The following is a 25,923-nucleotide window of genomic DNA, read 5'->3' as shown; positions in this document are numbered from 1 at the left end:
GGCCTGCCATGACTCTTCAACAATCCCGCCGGCTGCAAAGCCTGCTGCTCGGCACGCTGGCCTGGGCCATCGCGATCATCATTTTCTTCCCGATCTTCTGGATGGTGCTGACCAGTTTCAAGACCGAAATCGACGCCTTCGCCACGCCGCCGCAGTTCATCTTCACGCCGACGCTGGAGAATTACCTGCACATCAATGAGCGCAGCGACTACTTCAGTTTCGCCTGGAACTCGGTGGTGATTTCCTTCAGCGCCACGGCTCTTTGCCTGCTGATCGCGGTGCCGGCAGCCTACTCGATGGCGTTCTACGAAACCCAACGCACCAAAGGCACGCTGCTGTGGATGCTCTCCACCAAGATGCTGCCGCCGGTGGGCGTGCTGATGCCGATCTACCTGCTGGCCAAGAGTTTCGGCCTGCTTGATACGCGCATCGCGCTGATCGTGATCTACACGCTGATCAACCTGCCGATCGTGGTCTGGATGGTTTACACCTATTTCAAGGACATCCCCAAAGACATCCTCGAAGCCGCCCGCCTCGACGGCGCCACCCTCGCCCAGGAAATGCTCCGCGTGCTGCTGCCGATCGCCAAGGGCGGCCTCGCGTCGACCGTGCTGCTGTCGCTGATCCTGTGCTGGAACGAAGCGTTCTGGTCGCTGAACCTGACCTCGTCCAAAGCCGCGCCGCTGACCGCGTTGATCGCCTCCTACTCAAGCCCCGAAGGATTGTTCTGGGCCAAGTTGTCGGCCGTCTCGACCCTGGCCTGCGCGCCGATCCTGATCTTTGGCTGGATCAGCCAGAAACAACTGGTTCGCGGCCTGTCGTTCGGCGCCGTCAAATAAGAATTCGCATGAGGAGCGCCACCATGGCCAACCTGAAAATCAAGAATCTGCAAAAAGGCTTCGAAGGTTTTTCCATCATCAAGGGCATCGACCTTGAGGTGAACGACAAGGAGTTCGTGGTGTTCGTCGGCCCGTCGGGCTGCGGCAAATCCACCCTGCTGCGACTGATCGCCGGCCTTGAAGAAGTCAGCGGCGGCACCATCGAACTGGACGGGCGCGACATCACCGAAGTCAGCCCGGCCAAGCGTGATCTGGCGATGGTGTTCCAGACCTACGCGCTGTACCCGCACATGACCGTGAAGAAAAACATGTCGTTCGCCCTCGACCTGGCCGGCGTGCCGAAAGCCGAAGTCGAGAAGAAAGTCGGTGAAGCGGCGCGCATTCTGGAACTTGGCCCGATGCTCGAGCGCAAGCCGAAGCAACTGTCCGGCGGCCAGCGTCAGCGCGTTGCCATCGGCCGGGCAATCGTGCGCAACCCGAAAATCTTCCTGTTCGACGAGCCGCTGTCCAACCTCGACGCCGCCCTGCGGGTACAGATGCGTCTGGAACTGCTGCGCCTGCACAAAGATTTGAAAGCAACGATGATCTACGTGACCCACGATCAGGTCGAAGCCATGACCATGGCCGACAAGGTCGTGGTGCTCAATGGCGGCAAGATCGAGCAGGTCGGCTCGCCGCTGGAGCTGTATCACAACCCCGCCAACCTGTTCGTCGCCGGTTTCCTCGGCACGCCGAAAATGGGCTTCCTCAAGGGCCAGATCACGCGGATCGATGGCGCGAGCTGCGAAGTCTCGCTGGACGCCGGCACCCGCATCACCCTGCCGTTCAACGAGTCGAACCTGAGCGTCGGCAGCGCCGTGACCCTGGGCATTCGCCCGGAACATCTGGAACTGGCGCAAGCGGGCGACTGCACCCTGCAAGTCACCGCCGACGTCAGCGAACGGCTGGGCAGCGACACCTTCTGCCACGTCAAGACCAACGCCGGCGAAGCCCTGACCATGCGCGTGCGCGGTGATCTGGCGAGCCGTTACGGCGAACAACTGAACCTGCACCTGGACGCTGCCCACTGCCATCTGTTCGATGCCGACGGTGTGGCGCTGACCCGCCCGTTGCGCGCGGCCGCCTGATTTCGAGACTGACCCGATGAAACTGAACAAGCAAAATCTCAACCGCCTCGCCGCCGAAGTGAAACTGCCGGCCTACAGCCTCAGCGACACCCGCCAGGGCATCGCTCACATTGGCGTCGGCGGTTTCCATCGCGCGCATCAGGCGTATTACACCGATGCGCTGATGAACACCGGCGAAGCGTTGGACTGGGCCATCTGCGGCGTCGGCCTTCGCGCCGAGGACCGCCGTGCCCGGGACGACCTCAAGGAGCAGGACTACCTGTTCACCCTGTTTGAACTCGGCGACAGCGACGACACCGAAGTCCGCGTCATCGGCGCGATCCGCGACATGCTGCTGGCCGAGGACAGCGCCCAGGTGCTGATCGACAAACTCGCCGACCCGCAGATCCGCATCGTCTCGCTGACCATCACCGAGGGCGGTTATTGCATCGATGACAGCAACGGCGAGTTCATGGCGCACCTGCCGCAGATTCAGCACGACCTGACGTACCCGCAACAGCCGAAAACCGTGTTCGGTTTCCTCTGTGCCGCACTGGCCCGACGGCGTGCGGCGGGCATTCCGGCGTTTACCGTGATGTCCTGCGATAACCTGCCGCACAACGGCGCTGTCACCCGCAAGGCACTGCTGGCCTTCACCGCGCTGCTGGATCCGGACCTGCGCGAATGGATCGACGCCAACGTCAGTTTCCCCAACGCCATGGTCGACCGCATCACGCCGATGACCAGCACCGCGCATCGCCTGCAACTGGCGGACAAACACGCCGTCGACGACGCCTGGCCGGTGGTCTGCGAACCGTTCGTGCAATGGGTGCTGGAAGACAACTTCGTCAACGGCCGACCGGCCTGGGAAAAGGTCGGCGTGCAGTTCACCGACGATGTTTCGCCCTATGAAGAGATGAAGATCAAACTGCTCAACGGCAGCCATCTGGCGCTGACTTATCTGGGCTTTTTGAAGGGTTACCGCTTCGTTCACGAGACCATGAACGACCCGCTGTTCGTGCGCTACATGCGCGCCTACATGGACCTGGACGTGACTCCGCAACTGGCGCCGGTGCCGGGGATCGACCTGACCGAGTACAAGGACACGCTGGTGGCGCGGTTTTCCAATCAGGCGATTGCCGATCAGCTTGAGCGGGTTTGCTCGGATGGTTCTTCGAAGTTTCCCAAGTTCACCATTCCGACGATCAATCGGTTGATTGCCGATGGGCAGGAGACCAAACGGGCAGCGTTGGTGGTGGCGGCTTGGGCGCTTTACTTGAAGGGTGTGGATGAGAATGGCGACACTTATTCGATTCCGGATCCTCGGGCGGCGTTTTGTCAGGCGTTGGTGGCGGAGGATGCCTTGATCACTGAGCGGTTGTTGGGGGTTGAGGAGATTTTCGGCGTGGCGATACCGCGTTCGCCAGAGTTTGTTGCGGCGTTCGAGTGGTGTCTGAACAGCTTGCGCGAAGACGGCGTGACACGAACTCTGGAAAAAATTCTCGTCGCCTGATCGTTCCCACGTCGAGGCGTCGAACCGTCTGCGTGGGAATGCAGCCCGGGACGCTCCGCGTCCCATTCAACAGCGGACGCAGAGCGTCCATTGAGGCATTCCCACGCGGAGCATGGGAACGATCTTTGCGGAGTGCACATGACAACTCAACAACTGTTCCTCGGCATCGACTGCGGCACCCAAGGCACCAAAGCCATCATCCTCGACGCCACCAGCGGTCAGGTGTTGGGCCAGGGCGCCGCCGCCCACACGATGATCAGCGGCGCCAACGGTCGTCGCGAGCAAGACACCGCGCAATGGCTGGAAGCCTTCGCCCTCGCCACCCGCCGCGCCTTATTGGCGGCAAATGTCGACGGCCAGTCGATCCTCGGCATCGGCGTTTCCGGCCAGCAACACGGGCTGGTGCTGCTCGACGACCAAGGCCAGGTCTTGCGCCCGGCCAAGCTCTGGTGCGACACCGAAACCACGCCTGAAAACGACCGCCTGCTGACTCACCTGGGCGGTGAACAAGGCTCACTGGAACGCCTCGGTGTGGTCATCGCGCCGGGCTACACCGTCTCCAAACTGTTGTGGACCAAGGAACAGCATCCGGATGTGTTCGCCCGCATCGCACGAATTCTGCTGCCCCACGACTACCTGAATTTCTGGCTCACCGGCCGTGCGTGCAGCGAATACGGCGATGCATCCGGCACCGGCTATTTCAACGTGCGCACCCGTCAATGGGATCTACAGCTGCTGCGCGACATCGACGCCAGTGGCCGTCTGCAATCCGCGCTGCCGGAACTGATCGACGCCCATCAAGCGGTCGGCACGATCCTGCCCGCAATCGCCGAACAACTGGGCCTCAACCCCAACGCATTGGTGTCCAGCGGTGGCGGCGACAACATGATGGGCGCCATCGGCACCGGTAATATTCAACCGGGCGCGATCACCATGAGCCTCGGCTCTTCCGGCACGGTGTACGCCTACGCCGAAGCGCCGAAGGTCAGCCCGGATGCGTCGGTCGCGACGTTCTGTTCGTCCAGCGGCGGCTGGCTGCCGTTGATCTGCACCATGAACCTGACCAACGCCACCGGCGCGATCCGCGAACTGTTCGACCTCGATCTCGACGCCTTCAATGCCTTGGTTGCCCGGGCCCCGATTGGCGCAGAAGGCGTGAGCATGCTGCCGTTCCTCAACGGCGAACGCGTGCCTCCCCTGCCCCACGCCACCGGCAGTCTGCATGGCCTGACGATCGATAACCTGACGCAAGCCAATCTGTGCCGCGCCGCCGTCGAGGGCACCACCTTCGGCCTGCGCTATGGACTGGATCTGCTACGCCAGAATGGTTTACAAAGCCGCAGCATTTGCCTGATCGGCGGTGGTTCGAAAAGCGCGGTATGGCGGCAGATCGTCGCCGACATCATGAACACCCCGGTGATCTGTACCGAGCAAAGCGAAGCCGCAGCACTGGGCGCGGCGATTCAGGCGGCGTGGTGCAAGTCGTGGTCGAACGGCCACGAAGACACCCTGGCCGACTTGTGCCAGCGCTGCGTGAAGCTCGACCTGAACAGTGAAACCCTGCCGGTTGCCGCGAATGTCGCGGCCTTCCAGCAGGCCTATGAACGCTATCGACTGCATGTCTCAACCTTATAAAGAGCAAACAACTATGTACCTGGTGTGTGGCGAAGCGCTGTTCGATTTCTTCAGCGAAGACGATGCCGGCGGGCAGGCATCGAAAGTCAATTTCAAGGCGATTGCCGGTGGCTCGCCGTTCAACGTGGCGGTGGGTTTGCGCCGTCTGGGCGTGGATTCGGCGCTGTTTGGCGGGCTGTCCACCGACTACCTCGGCCGGCGCCTGCAGCAAGTGCTGCAGGATGAAGGGGTACGCCCGGATTACCTGGTGGATTTCGCCGCGCCGACCACCCTGGCGATGGTCGCGGTGGGCGCCAATGGCTCGCCGCATTACAGCTTCCGTGGCGAAGGTTGCGCCGACCGCCAGTTGAGCCTGGCGCACCTGCCAACGTTGGGCCCTGAAGTGCGTGGTTTGCACTTCGGTTCCTTCTCGCTGGTGGTGCAGCCGATTGCCGATACCTTGCTTGCGCTGGTGCAACGTGAAAGCGGCAAACGCCTGATCAGCCTCGACCCGAACGTGCGCCTCAACCCCGAGCCGAACATCGACCTGTGGCGCGAACGAATCGCTACGCTGGTGCCGTTGGCGGACTTGATCAAAGTCAGCGACGAAGACTTGAGCCTGCTGTACCCCGAGCAGGATCCGGCGCGCGTCATCGAAGGCTGGCTGCAGCATCGCTGCCAGGTGGTGTTCCTGACCCGTGGCGGTGAAGGCGCGACCGTGTTCAGCCGCGCTCACGGTTCATGGTCGGTGCCGGCAAGCTCGGTGAAGATTGCCGACACCGTCGGCGCCGGCGATACCTTCCAGGCCGCGTTGATCACCTGGCTGACCGAGCATGAGCTGGATTCGGTGGAAGGCGTGCAGCACCTGAGCCGCGAACAGATCGACGACATGCTCGGGTTTGCCGTACAGGCCGCCGCCCTTACATGCAGTAAAACAGGTCCGGATTTGCCTTATCGCCACCAGTTGACCTGACCGCGTAGACTGGCGCCCTTTTTTGCACGACGGGATGACGGCTTTTGAATTCGGGGCGCACGGTTGGACTCTTGGTATTGGCGGCACTGTTGACCGGTTGCGGAACATCGCCACCGCGTTCACCGGAAAACCTCTGCGAGATTTTCCGCGAAAAAAGTGATTGGTACGACGCGGCGCAAGTCACGCAAAAACGCTGGGGCGTACCGATCCAGGTGCCGTTCGCGATCATGTATCAGGAGTCAGGCTACCGCTACGACGCCAAGACGCCGCGCAAATACCTGCTGTGGGTGATTCCGTGGGGCCGTGTCACGACGGCATCGGGTTATGCGCAGGCCAAGGATGAAGTCTGGTCCGACTACCAGAAAAGCACCGGCCGATATGGCGCCGATCGCGAAGACTTCGACGACGCCATCGACTTCGTCGGCTGGTACATGGACAAGACCACCTCGATCAACGGCGTGTACAAGTACGACGCCTACAACCAGTACCTCAACTACCACGAAGGCTGGGGCGGCTTTCGCCAGAAGACCTACGCCAGCAAGGCGTGGCTGCCGCCGGTGGCGCGCAAGGTGCAGAACCGCTCGGACATGTACGGCCAGCAATACGCGGCGTGCAAGGATGATCTGAATCGCGGGTTCTGGAGCCGGTTCTGGCATTGGCTCTGATCGCAGGCCAAAAAAAACCATCACGAGTTAACTCGCGATGGTTTTTTTTCGGCCCGGATTTACAACACCGAAAAGTTGTAACTCACAATCAACCGGGTCTCATCCACATCCCGGGCGAACTTCTCGTAGTTGGTGCGGTAAGTCGCATTACGCAAACGCAGGCTGACGTTCTTGAACGTCCCGGTCTGAATCACATACTTCAACTCGCTGTCGCGTTCCCACTCTTTGCCTTCCTGATCGCTGCCCGGGACCTTGATGTGATCGCCGTTCACGTAACGGGTCAGGAAACTCAGGCCGTTGATGCCGATCGCCTTGAAGTCATAGTCATAACGCAACTGCCACGAACGTTCCTGTGCGGCGGCGAAGTCGTTGACCTGCACGTAGTTCACCAGATACGGATTGCTGCCATCCAGATACGGCATCGAGTTGTCGCCGTTCATGCGCTGCCAGCCTGCGCTGAAGGTATGACCGCTGATGCCGTAGGACAGCATGCCGCTCAAGGCGCGGTTGTCGATGGAACCGGCTTTCGCATCACCGCTGTCGGCGCTTTTCAGCAAACGCAGATCGGCTTTCAGCACGCCGTCACCCAGCGGCTGGTTGGCCAACAGACCCACGAAGTGCTGGCGATAGATGTCTTCCAGCTCGGCGTAGTGATACTGCGCGGTCAGGCGATCGTTGATCTTGTAGTCGAAGCCGTACATGTCGAAATGATCGGCGGTGGTGTTGCACGCATAACGCTTGTTCTTGCAGTGCACGCGAATTTCTTGCGAATCGGTCGAATCCCGCGCGGTGTATTTGTCCAGACGCGCGGCCATGAAGGTCAGGTCCTTCACCTCTTTGGAGGTCAGCATCGCGCCGTTGAACATGGTTGGCAGCAGGCGGCCGTCGTTGTACTTGAGCAGCGGCAGATCCGGCAGCAGTGCGCCGTATTTCAGCACGGTGTCCGAGACTTTTACCTTGGCGGTCAGCCCCATCTTCGCGTACTGACCTTTCGAGCCGCGCGGGTTGTCGCCACTGGACGGCAGCAGGCCGCTGTTGCTGCGATCCGGGCTGGAATCGAGCTGGAAACCCGCCATTCCCAGCGCATCGATCCCGAAACCGACGGTGCCTTCGGTGTAGCCCGATTGCAGATTGAGAATGAAACCCTGCGCCGACTCTTCGCGCTTGGACGCGCCCTGATCACTGGAGGTGTGCCCGTCACGGAAATCGCGGTTGAAGTACACCGTGCGCGACTCGATCTTCGCCGTGGTGTCTTCGAAAAAACCGCTGGCCTGGACCTGCGCGGTAAAACCGGCGCACAGCACAAAGGCTCCGAAGCCAAGCGACTGGCGCGGGGTGATGAGGGGAAATGGGGGACGCATTGAAAACTCCAACAGAACAACGATTGCGCAGAGGCGCAAACAACCAGAAATAGCTCCCGTCCCGGATCGATAAAGAACCGGGAGGCAGTGAACACGCGGGGGTGAACGGCAATGATGGCAGATGGCTTTGACGTGCCACAGACGACTTTAGTCTGAAACTGACTGGTTGTTCCCGAATGCCGGATGCGGCTTTCGCGGCAGACCGGTCCATCCGCAAGTACCGGTTTTACTGGGCCAAACCGTGTGTCTAAGGGTTTTCCCTATGGGCTCGGAGCACTGCCTCTACGGCATTTGCGCCTTGAACGAGGCGGTTTAATCCTGCACCATCCGCCCACGCTAATCCAAAGGACGGAAAACAAGGCATGCTGGACGCCAATGCTACCCACATTACCCTCACGCTCGAAGGCGCTTCCGCCGACCTGCAAGTCCTCAGCTTCACCGGTCGCGAAGCCCTCAACGAACCGTTCCGTTTCGACATCGAACTGGTCAGCGCCCGTCCCGACCTCAATCTTGAAGAACTCCTGCACAAGCCTGGCTGCCTGACCTTCGGCACCACTGGCGAGGGCACGATTCATGGCCTGGTGTATCGCATCGAACAAGGCGATTCCGGCAAGACCCTGACCCGTTACAGCCTGAGCCTGGTGCCGCAACTGGCCTACCTGCGGCACAACCATGACCAGCAGATTTTCCAGAACCTCACCGTGCCGAAGATCATTGCCCTGGTGCTGGAAGAACGCGGGATTCTGGGCAACGCCTACAGCTTCCAGCTCGGCGCCGAATACCCGGAACGCGACTACTGCGTGCAGTACGACGAATCCGACCTGCACTTCATCCAGCGCCTGTGCGAAGAGGAAGGCATTCACTTCCACTTCCAGCACAGCAGCAGCGGCCACAAACTGGTGTTCGGCGACGACCAGACCGTGTTCCGCAAACTGAAACCGGTCAACTACCAGCAAGACTCCGGCATGACCGCCGACAAACCGGTGATCAAGCGCTTCAACCTGCGTCTGGAAACCCGCACCAGCCGCGTCAGCCGCCGCGATTACGATTTCGAAAAACCGAAGATCCTGCCCGAAGGCGCCGCCAAATCCGAGTTCATGCCGGATCTGGAAGACTACGACTACCCCGGCCGCTTCACCACGCGCGAGCGCGGCAAGTTCCTCTCGACCCGCGCGCTGGAACGCCATCGCAGCGACTACAAACTCGCCGAAGGCAAAGGTGACGAACCAACCCTGACCAGCGGCCACTTCATGACCCTGGCCGAACATCCGCGCGCCGAATGGAACGATTTGTGGCTGTTGCTGGAAGTCTTCCACGAAGGCAAACAGCCGCAAGTGCTGGGCGAAAACGTCACCAGCGACGTCACCGACAACAAGAGCGATTTCCACCAGGGCTATCGCAACTCGTTCGTGGCCACCCCGTGGGACGCCCACTACCGCCCTGCCCTCGAACACCCGAAACCGAAAGTCCTCGGCAGCCAGACCGCCATCGTCACCGGCCCCGCCGGCGAAGAAATCCACTGCGACCAGTACGGCCGCGTGAAAGTGCAATTCCACTGGGACCGCGACGGCCAGGCCGACGACAAGACCACCTGCTGGCTTCGCGTCGCCAGCGGCTGGGCCGGCGCAGCTTACGGCGGCATCGCCATTCCACGGATCGGCATGGAAGTGCTGGTGACCTTCCTCGAAGGCGACCCCGACCAACCGCTTGTCACCGGCTGCCTGTACCACAAGGAAAACGTCGTCCCCTACGCCCTGCCGGCGAACAAGACCCGCAGCACCTTCAAGACCCTGAGTTCACCGGGCGGCAAGGGCTACAACGAGTTCCGCATCGAAGACAAGAAAGGCGCGGAACAGATCTACATCCACGCCCAGCGCGACTGGGACGAAAACATCGAGCACGACCAGAAAATCCGCGTCGGCAATGAACGGCATGACACCGTCGAAGCCAACACCTACAGCGAGTTCAAGGTCGAGGAACACCGCATCACTCACCTGAATCGCATCAGTGAAATGCGCGCCAACGATCACCTGACCGTCGCCGTGACCCAGCACCTCAAGGTCGGCACGGCGCAACTGGTCGAAGCGGGAACCGAGATCCACTACTACGCCGGCCAGAAAGTCGTGATCGAAGGCGCAATGGAACTGACCGCCAAGGCCGGCGGCAGCTTCGTCAAAGCCGATGCCGGCGGCGTGACCATCAGCGGCGCTGAAGTGAAGATCAACACCGGCGGCGCGCCCGGCGTGGGGACACCGGCAGCACCTTTGTTGCCGGGGCCGATGAAGGTGGTGGATGCGGATAAGGCCGGGAAAGCACCGCTGCCCGCCCGCCTGAACGAATCAGGCATCACGCCGCTGTGCGGAAAACAGAGTAACGGCGCTTGCAGCCGTAAGGATTGCACATGCATGTAAAAGCGCTGAGTGCTTTGTTGGAAGAGCCTCGCTACAACTTCTCGGACTTGCCGGCAGCGAACCCATCGCTGTGTTTCATCATCGACCAGGGGCTTCAGCCACAAGCCATGAGCCGGCTCTACCGGGTGGGTGAGCCCGTAGTTTGCGAAGGGCTGTTTTTCCGAACGGAATTCGTCGAGATCCCCGATGGGCCCTTGTGGCTGGTCGCCCCCCGAGGCAGCAAACTGGCTGCAGAAGCTGCAAAACTCTGTGAAGAACACTTTTCGGGAATTGCGATCTCGACACCTGACCCGGAAAAAGCCCTGGCTCATGCACGCTGGCTGCTCAAAGCCAACGACGGTTCCGGAGGGCAAAGTTTGCTGAGTTACCACAAGCCGAGCCTGTGGGCAGCACTGGCCTACACCGCCGAAAAGACCTTCGATCAGTTGTTGGGTTGCTGGTCGGCCGTTTACGCCCCCGCGCCAGGAAACTTTGGCCAGCAACGTGGTCCATGGTTAGCCTGGGTGGCTAACGCGGAATCGACATGGTCGGGTGACCAGGCGGCATTCAACCTTCCGATGGCGGCCGCGCAAGTTCAGGCGCGCCTGGGATGGGTGTATTGGGTGGATGAAGAGTACGAGGCGTTTGGCGAACCCGGCGATGATCGTTTGAACGATATCGCTGACAATCTCGACCTGCTGCTCAACAACAACATTTATGACGGCGACCACCTGCTCAAACTGGGTCATGCCGTAAACGGTCCACTGTTTGAAACACAGCCTGAGATCATGGCGATCCTGCAATCAAAGGACGAGTCGTTTATCAAAGTAGATCGGCTCCTGGAATCAGCCGCCGTCGCCCAACGTTAACGGCGACGCGACAACAGAACGGAATCACCATGGAAATCACGAATCACGCCGTCATGCCCGGCGAAACCCTTGCCCAGATTGCCTCGCGCTACAACAGCACCGTGGCGCAACTGCGCCAACTCAATCCCTTCATTACCAATCCGGACAACGTCAAGGTCGGATGGAATCTGAGCGTACCGAAAAGCGCCCAAGCCGCGTCAGCCAAACCGGCCGCTCAGGCCCCCGCTGCATCACAAGCGCCCGCACAGGCATCCACCAATCCGCCAGCTCAGTGTTCGGCCGAAGACCTGGTTGAACTGGATCCCGTCAAGGACGCTCCAGAGGGGTCCTCAAAAACCTACAAACCCTTTGCCCGTGCGTGCGATCAAACGTATGCCAGCGCCATCTATGCAACAGAGGAACAAGAGTTCTGGCTGCTGCCTGAGCGTGCAGTGTCTGCCATTAAAGAATCGATGTTCGCCCTGGAGAAAATGATTGCGCCGAACAAGGCCCGCGATGCGCGCCTCAACGGGCTGCAAGAGTCAGGTCTGCTCGAGTACTTCCTGGAACCCAAGTTGAGCAACTTCCTCACAGGCGCAAAGCGTGCCCGCATGGAAGAGTTCGAAGCGATGGGCGATGAGATCGAAATCGATCCCGCCACCGCCAAAAAGAGACAGAACGAAGCCAATCGAAACAAACCCGCGGCCGCTCCCGCGCAACCTCCTCAAGAAGACACTGCGCAATCTCGTATGGACCGTTTGAATGCGGACATCGCAGGTCAGGAAAGTATCCGCAAAGAATTTGTCGACTTTCACAAACGGCGGGCTGAGTGGCTTGCGCTGAAAAAAGAGGCTGTAGCGGCTGCAAAGCTTGAAGGCTACTCCTACGAAAGCGGGACGTTGTACTCCAAGGATGCCATTGAAGCCCGTGCCCGCGTGCAAGCGTATCTCGAGGCCCGGAAAAAGCTATTCGCCAATAAAGACTTCAAGCAGGTGTCACTCGAAGATGTCGCCAAGGCCCTTGCTGAAAAGAAAAAAAGTTACGAGAACATCTGCACCGGCATGACCGACTGCACCGCCGACCTCTTCGCTTACGTTTACACGTTGCACAAGAACGCCGACGCGCTGAATTACCACGATTACACCGAATCCATTATCAGAGTTTCAGAATACGGTATCGCGCTTCCAGAGTTCGCGCTGATCAGTGACGGCCTGCCATCGGGCATTGCGCAATTCAAGTTGTACATGGACACCGAGAAGAAACAGGCGGAAATAACCGCACAGCTCCAGGAAAAATACAAACGCTGGATCGAAGCCACCGGGCAAAATGCCCAGGCACCGGCGGGCCTGGTTGATGTCGAGCGAGCCGAGTGGGATCGCCTGCAGAAAATCAAGGACGACCTGCAGGCAACAGCCCAGCGGAATGTGATCGCCGCCAAACCGGGACGCCATCTGATCTGGGAACCGGAAGAGTTCCAGCCAAAACCCGTCGACCGCATGGTTAAACCCGGTTTTCCTTTGCGTGAAGTCAGCCTCTCGGATGCCAAGGGCACGCCTCTGGGCTGGTTCAGCATGACGAACCTGAAAGACTTCAAAAAAATCATGGCGGAGGATGCACAAAAAGCCAGTCGCTCCTACAAGAAGATGGGCGAAAGCTTACCGACCGATGCCACGGAAGACTCGGATAAAAACAGCGAAACCAGTTCGTTCCGCCAGTGGCTTATCGCGCAGGGCGCGATGAAGTTCAGCGATCAGACAGGTGACTGTTTTGATGAAAAAGGCTGGTTCAAGGCCAATGACTTTTACGCTTATCTGAAAAAGCAGGGCTACAAGGTCACTGAGCTGGAGAACAGTGCAACATTGACCAGTTGGGGTAAACACCTGCAGCAACTGGTCTTCAAGAAAAGTGTGCGCGGCAAAATCCGACTGTTCGATAACAGCCCTCAGGCTCAATTTGTCCGCTGCCTGACCCCTCCCCAGCCAAGCATTCACGGTGAAGTGAAGCTGGAAGGTCCAAAAATGAGCGCCGCCGAAGGCTTTCAGATGTCGGCCAACATGGGTTTGAGCCTCGACCTGGCCCGCGGCGAAGTCCAGTTGATGAAAGTCGATATGCCCGCCAAGGAAAGCGCCAAAGACATCACACTGGATTACCTTCTGGACGGCAAAGCCCAGCAGATGAGTTTTGGCCGGTTTTCCTTTCACTTTGGTGTAAAGGCCTGGGGCTACGCTGGCGCGTCGCTGTTGCTGGCCGGTACCGTCGAGTTGAACCCCATCCTCGGCAACGTCAAATACGGAGCCTCCCTCAGCCCCGTCAAACGCGCACAGCGCGAGGACGCCTCGGCCAAAGAAGAACGTGCAGATCACGATGCGGCCAAGAAGGCCAAGGCCGACAGCGGTGACAACAGCCCTACTCCCGATCTTGAACACAAATCAACGTCCGGCACCTATGTCGATACCAAAAGCACTGACCAGGTACTCACCGGCAAAAAAGCCAATGTGCAAATTGAAAACGGGGCAAAGGCCACCTTCAACGTTTTCGGAGGTATGCAAGCGGCCATCGAACTCACCGGCGCACTGAACTGGGCCCCACCCAAAGACCTCGTCGCACTGCGCACTGCACCCACCATGGGTATCGGCAGCGACAAAGACGCGAAAAAAACCAACCCATGGCTGACCCTCGCCAAGCTGAGTGGGTCTGTAGGGGTTGCGCTGGGTGCGGGATTCCAGGGAACCGCGCAGATATCACTCGATAACGGGCGCTTTATTCTCAACCTGAAAGCGGCAGTGGTACTGGGGCCAGGTGCTAACGGCAGCTTTAAGTTCGAGATTGGTTATGAGGCGGTGGTTGACATCATCAACTTGTATCGCAAAGAACTGCATAAAACCAAAGGCCGTAAAGTCGAATGGATGGACCCTGAAGCGAGCGAATATGCTTCAGCGCTTAACGCATTGGGCGCCGCAGGGTTGAACGTGGCGATGGCGTATATGATGCGTTGGGATGTTGTGATGAGTCTGTATGAAGCGTTGACTCGGAGTGGCAAGGGTGGGCCGATTGCGGACACAATCATGTATTACAGTGACAAAAAAGCTCTTGAGGAATGGTGCATCAATGCCATTCCGGATGCTCTAGGGCCCTTGTTCAGAACCTTAATTAGCACTCCGGAAGCGTTCACTATCACTGCGGCATCAGGAACTAATGGAGTAGCTGATGAAAAGCGGGTGTACAACCAAGCTGAGGCTCACGTTCTGCAACAAAAAGCCATTGAACGAATTCTTGATTGGATCGTTACCAACGCAAAAAAAACGAACACTATCGACAAAGCACAAAGTCAGTTTGAGTTTGCATGCATGTCTATGAACGAATTCGGCATTAAAGATACTAACGCAAAAATGTCTTACTGCAAAAATCGGATGCTACTGGATAGCTTCATGTCCGAAAGCGTACGCGCGCTCTTCGATGATACCGGCGTTGAAGCCCGAAAATACTACAAGTCCCATGTAAAATTGCTTGGCGCCAATTCTGCCGAGTTCTGCGAACAAAACTATATTCCGCAGCCCAACTACTCTCCTAGTGGCGCGACACCATTTTTAAAGAGTTATTAATAAATGGCACCTTTACAATTGAAAGCAAAAAAAAACACAACACTAGCAATCAAATATTTGTTTCTGACAGTCTTGAGCAGTGCCGTATTTGCCAGCCCCATCTCAAGCGCCGCACAAAAAGAACAGAAAGGCATAGTTCTGTACAATCAATTAAAGCTGGACTCTGCAATTCAAGAACTAGAGCGCGAGGCCAGCAGTGGGAGTATTGATTCACAATATTACCTAGGAGAAGCGCTTCGCAAGAAAAGTCGTTACATGTCTCCAGAAGCGCAACACTGGTATGAGACTGCAGCAGAAAACAATAACGTATATGCAATGATACAACTGGGCCGAACAAAAAATGACCTTTGTGAAAAAATTGGAAATTGCCCTCCAACCAAAAAAACACAAGCCGAATGGTTTTCACTCGCTAAAGACTTAGTTCTACCAAGGGCGGAGAAAGGTGATCCTGAATCGCTATACCTAATGTATGAAATCACACTGAACCGGGAATGGTTGGAAAAATCCGCTAACGCCGGATATTCGCTTGCACAATATTGGATGGCTGTCAGCGAACGACAAGGCGAAGGATTCTTTCTGATTCCCGGAAAACGTGATGCTTCTGTTAAAAAATGGTTATTACTGTCCTCTGAGGGCGGATATCCAAAAGCCATGATGGACTACCTTCAAATTCTATTCGAAGAAGGAGATATGGCAAATATTCGCCATTGGCTAGAGATTGCCGCAGCAACTGGTGATCAGGCTGCCATAAGCAATTACGGTGCCTACGTAGCGCATACGCCTGACAAAGTTGGTTACTCACTAGACTTGGTCAAAGGCTACGCACTGTTTACCTTACTTGGAGAACTTGATGACAGCGGTGGAATTGGAAGGTATGTTGAGCGAAAAAGTGAAGAGATTCGTGAAAAAATGACTCCCGCACAAATCGAGGAGTCAAAGATAATGGCTAAAGAGTGGAAGGCAACTCACCCGCCCCTCTCTTTTTTTCCTGACAAGCTAGGTAACTAACACCAGTGCTGCTGATACGCCACCTTGCTTTGGCATTAACCATTGCCACCTATACTGCGACCGGCTTAGCAACGCCACAAGGAAGCGAGCTAACTTTAGGCGTGAGTTTGTACAACCAGCTTAAAATCAGCTCAGCCATCTCCGAGCTGGAAAAGGAAGCACAATCTGGAAACGTGGAGTCACAGTATTACTTGGGCGAGGCTCTAAAGAAGCGCAATCGCTATATGACTTCCGAAGCGCAACACTGGTATGAAACAGCTGCGAATAACGGCAACATTTACGCGATGATCCAGCTGGGCCGAAGTAGCCACGACCTCTGTCAACAAATGAAAAATTGCCCCTCAAGCGAGAAAAACCCGGCTGAGTGGCTTGATAAAGCCAAAGGCTCAACATTTCCCAAAGCTAATGAAGGTGATCCCGAGTCTTTGTATTTAATGTACGAAGTGACACTGGATCGCGAATGGTTAGAAAAGTCCGCGCGTGCGGGTTATGCGCGTGCGCAGTACTGGATGGCTATCGGCGACCGGCAAGGTGAAGGATTTTTTCTTATACCGGGAAAACGTGAAGAGGCCGTCAATCAGTGGTTGAAAATGGCTTCTGAGGGTGGAAACTCAAAAGCAATGTTGGAATACATTGAGGTTCTTTATAAGAAAAATGATCTTGAAGGTGTCCGATACTGGCTTCAAGCCGCAGCTGAAACTGGGGATCAAAAAGCAATCAGCAGCTATGGCTCTTACATTGCCCATGCACCTGATCAAGTTGGTTATCCATTGGATCAAGTCAAGGGTTATGCGCTAATCAGTCTACTGAAAGAGTTGGATGGGGGCGGTGCCATTCAGGAATTCGTCGAGGATACACTCGAAGAGATTGGAGGCAAGATGACTGCCGAACAGATTGAACGGTCAACAGGCGTGGCAAGGGAGTGGAAAGCCACCCACCCACCACTCTCCTTCTTCCCGGACAAGCTGAGCCGCTAATTTCTATGAAATTTTTTACATGCCTTTTTTTCGCTTCACTTTTAATCCTCAGTGAAACCAGCCTGGCAAAACAGCAGGATCAGGCGCCTTCTGAAGGAGTGATTCTCTACAACCAGCAAAGATTTAATGCTGCCTTTCCCGTATTGGAAAAGGAGGCGTTATCTGGAAATGTCGACTCACAGTACTACCTGGCAGAAGCTCTGCGAAAACGCAATCACTATATGACACCGGAAGCGCAGCATTGGTATGAAACAGCTGCGGCGAATGGTTCCATATACGCAATGATTCAGTTAGGTCGTAAAGATACAGACTTATGCAAGATTATGGAAAACTGCCCCGCCAGTGCCAGGACTCCTGCTGAGTGGCTAAGTTATGCAAAAGAACTGACGCTGCAGAACGCCAACAAGGGTGATGCTGAGTCTTTGTTCTTGATGTATGAAATAACACTTGATTACGAATGGCTTGAGAAGTCTGCGAAAGCTGGCTATGCACCTGCACAGTATTGGATGGCAGTGGGCGAGCGCCAAGGGCGAGGATTCTTTTTTATCCCCGGCAAACGCGAAGAATCCGTTCGTAACTGGTTTAGGCTTTCGTCAGAAGGCGGCTACCCTCAAGCAATGAATAACTACTTGGCAATCCTTGAGAATGAAGGAGACAGGCAGGCTGTCCATTACTGGCTTAAAGCTGCCGCGGAAACTGGTGAGCCAGAAGCCATGAGCAACTATGGCGCATACATTTCGCATACGCCCGATAGAGTGGGCTACCCACTGGATTTAGTGAAAGGCTATGCGATGTTCTATTTACTGAAAGAGTTAGAGGATGCCGGTGGAATTAAGGATTATGTTGACCAGAAAATAGAAATGATCGCTGAAAAAATGACAGCCGAGCAAATCGAAGAATCAATAAAGGTGGCAAAGGAATGGAAAGCCACCCACCCGCCGCTCTCCTTTTTCCCTGACAAGCTTGGAAACTAGTTCGAAGTTCTCCTACGGAATTCGGAAGGTCGCGTATAGAAAAAGCGGAAGGAGTGAAGTGCATTGATGCCTCACTCCTTCCGCTTTTTAGTTACAGCGTCAAACCGGCGCCTGCCAGTTCAACATTTTCTGCTGCGCAACCTGCAGCAAATCACTGCCGTCCTGCGTCAGCAGGTACAGCGCATGGGTGATGTGGGGAATGTCCTGGACATCGGCGTGTTTGAAGCACAGGCAGTGCAAGGTTTCGAGCAGGTCGCTGGCGGCGCGGATGCGTTGCACGGCGGCTTCGAAGAGGTCTTTCGGGTTGGCTTGGGTGTCGATGACCAGCGGTGCGCTGTCGGTGACGCCGCTGTTGAGCGGGAGATAGCGGGCGGAGCTTAATTTCAGGATTGGCATTGGAATTACTCAAGGCAGCTTGAAAGTAACCGCCAGCACCGTGACCAAACGATGGGGAGGCGGACTGTGTACAGGCTTGGTCAACCGAGAACCACCTGACTCGGCTCGCCCGAAGGCGACCCTGCACACAGCCGCCACAGCAATGCACTCCACGGACACGAATGTTCGTCGGGGCGAATAATGGCACACATGCACAGGTGATTACGTTAGGTGACCAAACCTAAGCCGCTGATTTTGCAGCGACGCCAAACCATAACCGCCCCACTCCAATAGCCGAAAGCAGACAAGGCATCCACCCTTGTAGGAATCCGCCGAGACTCCCCCGCGAAACAATCCCCGCCCAGACAGCCGGCGTTCAGCCCGGTTAACCATCGCTTAACGCCGCGGTCAAAAACTCTACTGAACCGCACACCCTCAGCCCCTGGCTGACGCCCAGTGCGGCAGGTTTGGCTTGCAACATGCCGAACTCAATTTCCGTCGCACCGGAGTCCATCATGAACATTCGTCCGTTCCTGCTCACCACCGCCCTCGCCTGCACCGCGTTTGCGGGGCTGGCCCAGGCCAATGACACCTCCAAGGCTGTTCCCTATGAATACGGCATGCCGCTGCATGTCGCCAAAGTGGTTTCCCTGACCGAGCCACAGACGCAGGAGTGCAAGGTCATCACCGCCGACATGAAGTACCTCGACAACACCGGGAAACCGGAAGAAATCAGTTACCGGAAATTATCTGACGCGTGCAGCTTCCAGAACTGACAGAAAGCTCTGATTTGCGGCTTTGCGGTAGGCGAGCACGGGTCTCGAAGAGTATGCTCGGGGCCCTCCTCACTGCCGCAAGGATTCGCCATGCAGTTGTCGTTCCGCACGCTCTCGACCCTCACCTTCTCCCTGTGTTTTCTGCTTTCCTTGGCGTGGGGTCTGGCACCACAGATGTTGCTGGCGATCTGGAGCATCGAGTATTCGGAAGCAGCCGGATTCGTCGCACGGCGCAGCGCAGTGCTGTTTGCAGCGTTAGGAGTGATGTTTTATCTGGTGCGCAACGCGCCGGTGTCGATCGCGCGCAATGCGCTGAGCAACGGCTTTATCGTCGGCTGTTTCGGCCTGGCGGTGCTGGGGTTTGCTGAATGGCTCAACGGCCACGCCGGCCCCGGGATTCTGCTCGCGGTGCTGGTCGAGTTCGCGCTGGGCCTTGGCTTCTTGCAGGCCCGGCGCGTGACGGTCGAACTGGGTGAAACAGTCGGTTAGACGACTCGGGATCGCGGCACTGAATGAGTTGCCGAATGTTGCGCAAGATCCGAGCGCAACCCGGCGATCAGGCCGTTGATTTCGCGACAGCTGTTCAAGTGACTGGCATCGATGCCACTCACCAGCAGCTCAACCTGATCGGTCTGGTGATCGCCATACACTTTGACGGTCATCGAAAGATCCGGGGACAGCGTGCATTGGCAGCGTTTCGGTAGAAAGCTGCTTTCTATGATGTTGCGGAGTTCCAAGGCAGACAGAAACATGGCGAAACCTCTCCTTACTGTGAGACTGCCAATCAAGTATTCACGTTGACCGTTGCCACGGCTTCCCACGGGTGTATCCCCGCTGAATCCCTGGGTGTGACAAGCGGCTGTACTGCGAAATGCCCATTGGAGTGTAGGCGCCCAGACTCGGTGCGCCGCACCAAATCAACGCATAAAACGTGCCTTTCATCGGGTCGCTTTCACCTCCTTGCAAATCAATGACTTGTGGAAAAGGCAGGCCACTAGCCAGTTGCAAAATGCAAGATTCGATCGTGCAGGCACTGCAATTTGCATGCGGCTGGCGGTTTGCATTCATCGCCTTTGACAGTGAGAATGCCCGTCAACCAACGTACACCCGCCAGGAGGCTTCAATGGGAAATTTCACTGTTTACGCGACCGCCGGCCTGATGCTCGCCAGCCTGTCCACCATCGCCCACGCCGCCAAACTTGAAGACACCGCGCCTTATCCGAAGGCCGAAGCGGGCTTCACGCGTCAGGTCATCCACCTGCCGCAACAAGCCCAGGAAGAAAACTTCAAAGTAGAAATCCTCGCTGGCAAGACCCTCGAAGTCGACTGCAACCGCCAGCGTCTGGGCGGCACCCTCGAAGAGAAAAACCTCGAAGGCTGGGGCTATCCGTTCTACCGCCTGGAAAAAGTCAGCGGCCCGATGAGCACGCTGATGGCCTGCCCACCCGGCACCCAAAAAAAACGCGCATTCGTACCGGTGATCGGTGACGGTTTCACCGTGCGCTACAACAGCAAGCTGCCGATCGTGATTTACGCACCGCAGGACGTCGAAGTGCGCTTCCGCATCTGGTCGGCCTCGGACAAGGTTGGCGTGGCCATTCCCGAGTAACTTCAAGCCACAACACCGCACGCCGCCGCTCGCTCGGCGACGTGTCGCAAGCTGTCGAAATTGATATTGGCGCCAGAATCGATGGCGATCAGCGTCTGACTCCGTGCGCCGCTTTGCGCCACGTACTTTTTAATGCCCGCCACCGCCAAAGCACCGGAAGGCTCGGTGATCGAGCGGGTATCGTCGTAAATATTCTTGATCGCCGCGCAGAGTTCGTCGTTGCTGACGGTGATGACCTCATCCACGCAGAAGCGGCAAACCTCGAACCCGTAAGCGCCGATCTGCGCCACCGCCACGCCATCGGCGAATGTGCCCACGTTGGGCAGCACCACTCGCTCATCCGCTTGCATGGCAGCCTTCAGGCAGGCCGAGTGCTCCGACTCGACACCGATGATCCGCACCTCCGGTCTTAGGTATTTCACATACGCCGCGATGCCGGCGATCAAACCGCCACCGCCCACCGGGACGAAGATCGCGTCCAGTGCGCCCTGATGCTCGCGCAGGATTTCCATCGCGACCGTGCCTTGACCGGCGATCACATCGGGATCGTCGAATGGCGAGACGAAGGTTCGGCCGGTCTGCTCAGCCAGTTGCAGCGCGTGGGCCAGAGCAAAGGGAAAGCTTTCACCATGCAATAGCGCCTCGGCTCCGCGACTACTGACGCCCAGCACTTTCAACTCCGGGGTGGTTGCCGGCATGACAATGGTCGCGGCAATGCCCAGTTCCCGCGCCGCCAGCGCTACGCCTTGCGCATGATTACCCGCCGACGCCGTGATCACCCCACGCGCCTTCTGCTCGTCGCTCAATTGCACCAGTTTGTTGTACGCACCACGGATCTTGAAGGAGAACGTCGGTTGCAGGTCTTCGCGCTTGAGCAGGATCCGGTTGCCCAGCGCTTCGGACAGCGCCGGCGCCGGTTGCAGCGGCGTGCGCACAGCCAGTTCATACACCGGCGCGGCGAGGATCTTTTTCACGTACTGCTTAAGCAGGGCTTGCTGGGCGGGATTGTAGCGCATGGTCGTCTCCTGACGTTTGATTCAGAACCCCGGAGACAGAAAATGAAAACCCGCCTCTAGGGCGGGTTGGGTGCTGCAGTCGTGAGCTAGCCCGCCAAATGAGGAATGGCGGTAATAATGCTTGGCTGGCAGCGCAGAACGGTGGAAGTCATGGGCCCGAAATTAGCCCGGGCGCTGCTGGCAAGTCAATGGCGAATTTTGTGGCGGGTCTGTAGGCTGGCCTTTCGCTCATCTGCCCCAAGGAAGGAATACCTGATGTCCATCGCCCTGCCCCTCACTGCATTGATTGCCTTCAGCGGCTATACCGTTTCCGTGATGCTGCAAGCCGAGCAATCGCTGATCGATTTCGGCATCAGCCTGATGTCGCGGCCGGACACTGCGCAGGTGGTGATCGATCTCTATCTGCTGGCAACCCTGGCAGGCGTCTGGATGTTCAAGGACGCGCGCAAGCGTGGGCAGTCGGGCTGGTCGGTGGTGCCGTATCTTTTGCTGACGGCGGTGTTTGTTTCAGTCGGGCCGTTGTTGTACCTGGTGGTACGGGGCCTGCAGGATCGCAAACGCCCGGCCCCGGTCAGTTCGCCAGACGCCTGAGCCCTAACAGCATCCCGCCCGCCCCCAGCAGCATCGCCGCCAGGAACAACGGGTACGACACCCACCACGGCGTGCCGGCGGTCATCATGCTGAATTCCGACATGCCGCCGATGCTCGCAATCAGGTTGAGCGGCAGGAACACCACGTTGATCAGCGTCAGTTTGCGCAGCAGGTTGTTCATGCTGTTGTTCATCAGGTTGCCCCGGGCGTCGATCAGCCCGGAGAACACCGTCGAATAGATTTCCGCCTGTTTGTAGCACTGGTTGTTTTCGATGATCAGGTCGTCGATCAGGCCGATCGCTTCGCTGCCGAAATGCTGTTTTTCCGCGTGATTGCGCAGCCGCGTCAGCACCGCGCCGTTGCTGTGCAGGGCGTTGATGTAATAGATCAGGCTTTCGCTGAGGTTGAACATCTGCACCAGATGCTGGTTCTGCATCGAGGCGTTGAATTTCTGCTGCAGTTCCCGGGCGACCAGTTTGATCACCTTCAAGTGCCCGAGGTAGTGATGGATGTTGTTGAACAGCAAATCCAGCAACACATCCAGCGGCGTGTTCAATGGCTGACGCGTACCGACACCGTGCAGCGGCGTGTCGTCGGTCGCGATTACCAACAACTGGCCCGGTGAGAACAGCAAACCACAGGACGACACCTCGAACGCCAGGCTGCCACCGCCGGAATAGTTTTCCGGGCGTTTCCAGATAAGAAACAGGTGATCGGGGTGAAACTCGATCCGCGACACCTCGTCCGGATCCAGCGCCGAGGCCAGCGCGTGTTCATCGAGTTTGAAGTGACTGTGCAGCAAGTCGCGCTCGGCGGCGTCGGGGTCGCTGAATAGCATCACCTCGGCGTCCAGCCGCTCGACCCGCTGCAAGGCGCCGTGATTGAGTGCAAAGCTGTTGATCATCGGCCGGTCACCAGGCCTGGCCGCGGCGTTTGAGTTCGAGGCGCCGCACGAATTCTTCCAGCACCAGCGAATACAGATCGTCCTGCAAATAAGCGTCTTCGATACCGGCGTCGAGGTTCGGGTTGTCGTTGACCTCGATCACCACCACCTTGTCGCCGGCCTGTTTCAGGTCAACACCGTACAAGCCGTCGCCGATCAGGTTGGCGGTCTTCACCGCCAGTTCCACCACTGCGCGCGGTGCTTCGTGGATCGCCAGCGTGCGGCATTCGCCGTTGACGTCCTGGCCCTTGGCCTTGTGGTTGTAGATCTGCCAATGGCCCTTGGACATGAAGTACTGGCAGGCAAAGATCGGTTTGCGGTTGAGCACGCCGATGCGCCAGTCGTACTCGGTGTAGAAAAATTCCTGGGCCAGTAATAGCACCGAATGCTCGAACAGTTCGGCGGTGGCTTCCAGCAAGGCCTGTTGGCTCTCGACCTTGATCACGCCACGGGAGAAACAACCGTCGGGGATCTTCAGCACCAGCGGAAAACCGAGGCGTTCGCCGACCCGTTCGAAGTCTTCGGGTCGCTCCTTGTAGAGAATTTCCGTGGCCGGCATGCCCAGTTGATGGCTGTTGAGCAGGTCGGTGAGGTAGACCTTGTTGGTGCAGCGCAGGATCGACGTCGGGTCGTCCATCACCACCAGCCCTTCACTTTCGGCTTTCTTGGCGAAGCGGTAAGTGTGGTTGTCGACACTGGTGGTCTCGCGGATCAGCAGGCCGTCGTACTCGGCCAGCCTTGCGTAGTCCTTGCGTTCGATCAGCTCGACATCGATGCCCATGCCCTTGCCGACCCGCACAAAGTTTTCCAGAGCGCGGGCATTGGACGGCGGCAACGCCTCCTGCGGATCATGCAGGATCGCCAGGTCATAACGCGCCACTTGCGGCGAACGCGGAACACGCCAGATCTTGCGACTGAAGCCGTCCAGCGCATTGGCGAACTGATCTTCCTGATCGTCGCGCAACTTGTGCAAGGCGCCGGATTTTATACCTTCGATGTGCCAGCCGTTAGTTCTGCGGAACTCAACTAACAGAATCGGACACGGGAACACTTCAAACAATTGCCGGGCCAGATCCTGCAACGGCTCGATATGGGTTCTGCCGAAATAAAGTGTCAGCGTAAAACCTTCGGTGTCGCTGTAGAGATGATGGCTGAGGGCTTTTTCCAGGGTTTTATCCAGGTCGTCCAGCGCCAGACCGTAGAGGGATTTTCGGGTCAGTTCGCTGATGGTGCGTACCGACGGAATTACCTTGTGCCCCCGGGCTTCTGCCAGCAGCGAGCAGTAATAGCCGTGGCCCAGATACTTGTAGCTGCGGCAAAGGTTGATCACCTGCACTCGTTTTCCCGGCTCGCCGTCGCGTGGTTGTTCGAGGTATTCCTGGGCCGTCAGGATGTCTTCGCTGGGGAAATACGAGGCCCAGTCTTCCTTGCGTTCGACGATGATCAACACTTGACTGGAAGTTCTGATCTGCGGTTTTAAATAAGTTGCCGGTGGCAAACTTTGACTGGATACTTCGCGCCAATGACCCTGTACCGCTGACATAGAAATTGATCCGTTGGAGAACAAGACCTTTTCTATTAAGCACGAAGTTTTTCGAAAGTCCCGTTTCGTTACGCAACTTTTACGGTGGTCATATGAATGCTGTTTTTCGCCTGGCGGTCGTTGATGATTTGCCAGCGTTGCTCACGCTGGAAATGCACTGTTTCACCACGGACCGGCTCACCCGCCGCAGTTTCCAATGGATGATCACCCGGGCCCACGGGCAATTGTGGGTGGCCGAACGTGAGGGCCAACTCGCCGGTTATGCGCTGGTGCTGTTTCATCGCGGCACCTCGCTGGCCCGGCTGTATTCGATTGCGATTGCTCCCGAGGCGCGCGGCGGTGGCCTGGGCAAGCAATTGCTGCATCGGATCGAGGCCTGCGCGCTCGAGCACGACTGCGCCTACCTGCGGCTGGAAGTGCGCACCGACAATCCGGCCGCCATCGCCCTGTACGAGCGCAACGGTTACCGGCGCTTTGCGCTGATCCATGACTACTACGAGGATCACGCCGACGCGCTGCGTCTGGAGAAACGCATTCTCCAGCACCGCGACTCACGCAACATCAAGGTCCCCTATTACCGACAAACCACCGATTTCACCTGCGGCCCAGCCTGCTTGTTGATGGCCATGGGCGCATTGCAGGCCGATCGTTTGCTGGAGCGGCGCGAAGAGTTGCAGTTGTGGCGCGAGGCAACCACGGTGTTCATGACGGCTGGCCATGGCGGTTGCAGCCCGCAAGGCCTGGCACTGGCGGCGTGGCGCCGGGGTTTTAAAGTGCGTTTGCAACTGAGCATGACCGGACCGCTGTTTCTCGACGGCGTGCGCGATGCGCATAAAAAAGACGTCATGCGCCTGGTCCATGACGAGTTCATGGCGCAACTGAACGACACCGATGTCGATCAAGCCATCGGCGTAGCGCTGGATTTACCCACGTTGCTGGCCAACGGAGGACAGCCTCTGGTGCTGATCAGCAGCTATCGGCTGACCCGTTCCAAGTCGCCGCACTGGGTGATCGTCACCGACTGCGATGAGGACTTCGTTTACCTGCACGACCCGGATGTCGATCACAGTCAGCATCGCCAGCCCATGGACTGCCAGCACGTGCCGGTCAGCCATGGTGAATTCGAGAAGATGTGCCGCTTCGGTCGTGGCAAGTTGCGGGCGGCGGTGGTGCTTTACGCTCGCTCACCCGCATGAAGGC

General features: G+C 57.6%; 23 protein-coding genes and 1 pseudogene. 17 read left to right on the top strand and 7 right to left on the bottom strand.

The genetic code is table 11. The features are described from left to right. Window positions 1-8 precede the first annotated feature (8 nt). The 6 genes from AC0R79_RS15010 to AC0R79_RS14985 all read left to right on the top strand — a co-directional run bounded on the left by AC0R79_RS15010 (window position 9) and on the right by AC0R79_RS14985 (window position 6,710). Window positions 9-839 carry a carbohydrate ABC transporter permease gene (locus tag AC0R79_RS15010; RefSeq protein WP_007957423.1) on the top strand — a complete coding sequence of 277 codons (831 nt, stop codon included), beginning with the start codon at window positions 9-11 and terminating at the stop codon, window positions 837-839. Window positions 840-862: 23 nt separating this feature from the next. Further along, a complete protein-coding gene (locus AC0R79_RS15005) occupies window positions 863-1,966 on the top strand; it encodes an ABC transporter ATP-binding protein (RefSeq protein WP_474730251.1) in 1,104 nt (367 codons plus the stop codon). Between the two features lie 16 nt (window positions 1,967-1,982). Beyond that, window positions 1,983-3,458, top strand: coding sequence for a mannitol dehydrogenase family protein (locus AC0R79_RS15000; protein WP_085603841.1), 1,476 nt, complete (start codon window positions 1,983-1,985; stop codon window positions 3,456-3,458). A gap of 138 nt (window positions 3,459-3,596) precedes the next feature. Beyond that, window positions 3,597-5,093, top strand: coding sequence for a xylulokinase (gene xylB, locus AC0R79_RS14995; RefSeq protein WP_474730248.1), 1,497 nt, complete (start codon window positions 3,597-3,599; stop codon window positions 5,091-5,093). Window positions 5,094-5,106: 13 nt separating this feature from the next. Further along, a complete protein-coding gene (locus AC0R79_RS14990; RefSeq protein WP_474730245.1) occupies window positions 5,107-6,045 on the top strand; it encodes a carbohydrate kinase family protein in 939 nt (312 codons plus the stop codon). Window positions 6,046-6,089: 44 nt separating this feature from the next. After that, window positions 6,090-6,710, top strand: a complete 621-nt coding sequence (locus tag AC0R79_RS14985) for a transglycosylase SLT domain-containing protein (protein WP_127798072.1) — start codon at window positions 6,090-6,092, stop codon at window positions 6,708-6,710. 59 nt (window positions 6,711-6,769) lie between these two features. Here AC0R79_RS14985 and AC0R79_RS14980 read toward each other — a convergent pair whose 3' ends face one another. Next, a complete protein-coding gene (locus AC0R79_RS14980; protein WP_127798071.1) occupies window positions 6,770-8,071 on the bottom strand; it encodes an OprD family porin in 1,302 nt (433 codons plus the stop codon). A 362-nt stretch (window positions 8,072-8,433) separates the two neighbouring features. Between AC0R79_RS14980 and AC0R79_RS14975 the strand changes: the two genes are divergently transcribed. Genes AC0R79_RS14975 through AC0R79_RS14950 form a run of 6 tightly spaced genes read left to right on the top strand, consistent with a single transcriptional unit; the run spans window position 8,434 to window position 17,870 of the window. After that, window positions 8,434-10,482 (top strand): type VI secretion system Vgr family protein, encoded by a 2,049-nt coding sequence (locus AC0R79_RS14975; RefSeq protein WP_474730242.1) that lies wholly within the window; start codon window positions 8,434-8,436, stop codon window positions 10,480-10,482. Next, window positions 10,473-11,330 (top strand): DUF4123 domain-containing protein, encoded by an 858-nt coding sequence (locus AC0R79_RS14970; RefSeq protein ID WP_474730241.1) that lies wholly within the window; start codon window positions 10,473-10,475, stop codon window positions 11,328-11,330. Before AC0R79_RS14975 ends, AC0R79_RS14970 begins: the two co-directional genes overlap by 10 nt. Before the next feature lie 29 nt (window positions 11,331-11,359). Then, entirely contained in the window at window positions 11,360-14,911 is a 3,552-nt protein-coding gene (locus AC0R79_RS14965) for a LysM peptidoglycan-binding domain-containing protein (protein ID WP_474730238.1), read from the top strand. A gap of 3 nt (window positions 14,912-14,914) precedes the next feature. Then, complete coding sequence (locus AC0R79_RS14960) at window positions 14,915-15,919, top strand: tetratricopeptide repeat protein (RefSeq protein WP_474730236.1); 1,005 nt, start codon at window positions 14,915-14,917, stop codon at window positions 15,917-15,919. Between the two features lie 5 nt (window positions 15,920-15,924). Then, window positions 15,925-16,896, top strand: coding sequence for a tetratricopeptide repeat protein (locus AC0R79_RS14955; protein WP_474730233.1), 972 nt, complete (start codon window positions 15,925-15,927; stop codon window positions 16,894-16,896). Between the two features lie 5 nt (window positions 16,897-16,901). Continuing rightward, entirely contained in the window at window positions 16,902-17,870 is a 969-nt protein-coding gene (locus AC0R79_RS14950; protein WP_474730230.1) for a tetratricopeptide repeat protein, read from the top strand. Between the two features lie 99 nt (window positions 17,871-17,969). On the opposite strand, the gene AC0R79_RS14945 is transcribed toward AC0R79_RS14950, so the two are convergent. Further along, window positions 17,970-18,266, bottom strand: coding sequence for a hypothetical protein (locus AC0R79_RS14945; protein ID WP_074690670.1), 297 nt, complete (start codon window positions 18,264-18,266; stop codon window positions 17,970-17,972). A gap of 364 nt (window positions 18,267-18,630) precedes the next feature. Further along, window positions 18,631-18,768, bottom strand: coding sequence for a hypothetical protein (locus AC0R79_RS14940; protein ID WP_273900241.1), 138 nt, complete (start codon window positions 18,766-18,768; stop codon window positions 18,631-18,633). On the opposite strand from AC0R79_RS14940, the gene AC0R79_RS14935 reads away from it, so the two are divergent. Next, on the top strand, window positions 18,761-19,021 hold the full coding sequence (locus tag AC0R79_RS14935; protein ID WP_011334038.1) for a DUF2790 domain-containing protein: 261 nt from the start codon (window positions 18,761-18,763) through the stop codon (window positions 19,019-19,021). The two genes, AC0R79_RS14940 and AC0R79_RS14935, sit on opposite strands and share 8 nt — an antisense overlap. A gap of 90 nt (window positions 19,022-19,111) precedes the next feature. Further along, window positions 19,112-19,510 carry a hypothetical protein gene (locus AC0R79_RS14930; protein WP_011334037.1) on the top strand — a complete coding sequence of 133 codons (399 nt, stop codon included), beginning with the start codon at window positions 19,112-19,114 and terminating at the stop codon, window positions 19,508-19,510. Here the strand turns inward: AC0R79_RS14930 and AC0R79_RS14925 are convergent. Continuing rightward, window positions 19,507-19,773 carry a DUF1652 domain-containing protein gene (locus AC0R79_RS14925; RefSeq protein ID WP_007957441.1) on the bottom strand — a complete coding sequence of 89 codons (267 nt, stop codon included), beginning with the start codon at window positions 19,771-19,773 and terminating at the stop codon, window positions 19,507-19,509. The two genes, AC0R79_RS14930 and AC0R79_RS14925, sit on opposite strands and share 4 nt — an antisense overlap. Before the next feature lie 371 nt (window positions 19,774-20,144). Between AC0R79_RS14925 and eco the strand changes: the two genes are divergently transcribed. After that, window positions 20,145-20,630 carry a serine protease inhibitor ecotin gene (gene eco, locus AC0R79_RS14920; protein ID WP_474730226.1) on the top strand — a complete coding sequence of 162 codons (486 nt, stop codon included), beginning with the start codon at window positions 20,145-20,147 and terminating at the stop codon, window positions 20,628-20,630. A 26-nt stretch (window positions 20,631-20,656) separates the two neighbouring features. Here the strand turns inward: eco and ilvA are convergent. Next, window positions 20,657-21,646, bottom strand: a pseudogene (gene ilvA / locus AC0R79_RS14915) (threonine ammonia-lyase, biosynthetic); the annotation flags it as partial. A 252-nt stretch (window positions 21,647-21,898) separates the two neighbouring features. On the opposite strand from ilvA, the gene AC0R79_RS14910 reads away from it, so the two are divergent. Then, on the top strand, window positions 21,899-22,237 hold the full coding sequence (locus AC0R79_RS14910; RefSeq protein ID WP_474735114.1) for a DUF2834 domain-containing protein: 339 nt from the start codon (window positions 21,899-21,901) through the stop codon (window positions 22,235-22,237). On the opposite strand, the gene AC0R79_RS14905 is transcribed toward AC0R79_RS14910, so the two are convergent. Together AC0R79_RS14905 and AC0R79_RS14900 are read right to left on the bottom strand one after the other, a co-directional pair. Continuing rightward, window positions 22,218-23,141, bottom strand: coding sequence for a magnesium transporter CorA family protein (locus AC0R79_RS14905; protein WP_474730223.1), 924 nt, complete (start codon window positions 23,139-23,141; stop codon window positions 22,218-22,220). The two genes, AC0R79_RS14910 and AC0R79_RS14905, sit on opposite strands and share 20 nt — an antisense overlap. A 7-nt stretch (window positions 23,142-23,148) precedes the next feature. Then, window positions 23,149-24,723, bottom strand: a complete 1,575-nt coding sequence (locus AC0R79_RS14900) for a RimK family protein (RefSeq protein WP_474730222.1) — start codon at window positions 24,721-24,723, stop codon at window positions 23,149-23,151. Window positions 24,724-24,815: 92 nt separating this feature from the next. Between AC0R79_RS14900 and AC0R79_RS14895 the strand changes: the two genes are divergently transcribed. After that, on the top strand, window positions 24,816-25,919 hold the full coding sequence (locus AC0R79_RS14895; RefSeq protein WP_474730219.1) for a GNAT family N-acetyltransferase/peptidase C39 family protein: 1,104 nt from the start codon (window positions 24,816-24,818) through the stop codon (window positions 25,917-25,919). The last annotated feature ends 4 nt before the right edge of the window (window positions 25,920-25,923 follow it).

The organism is Pseudomonas sp. HD57-3 (assembly GCF_056113135.1).
This window is presented reverse-complemented; position numbering and strand designations above follow the sequence as displayed.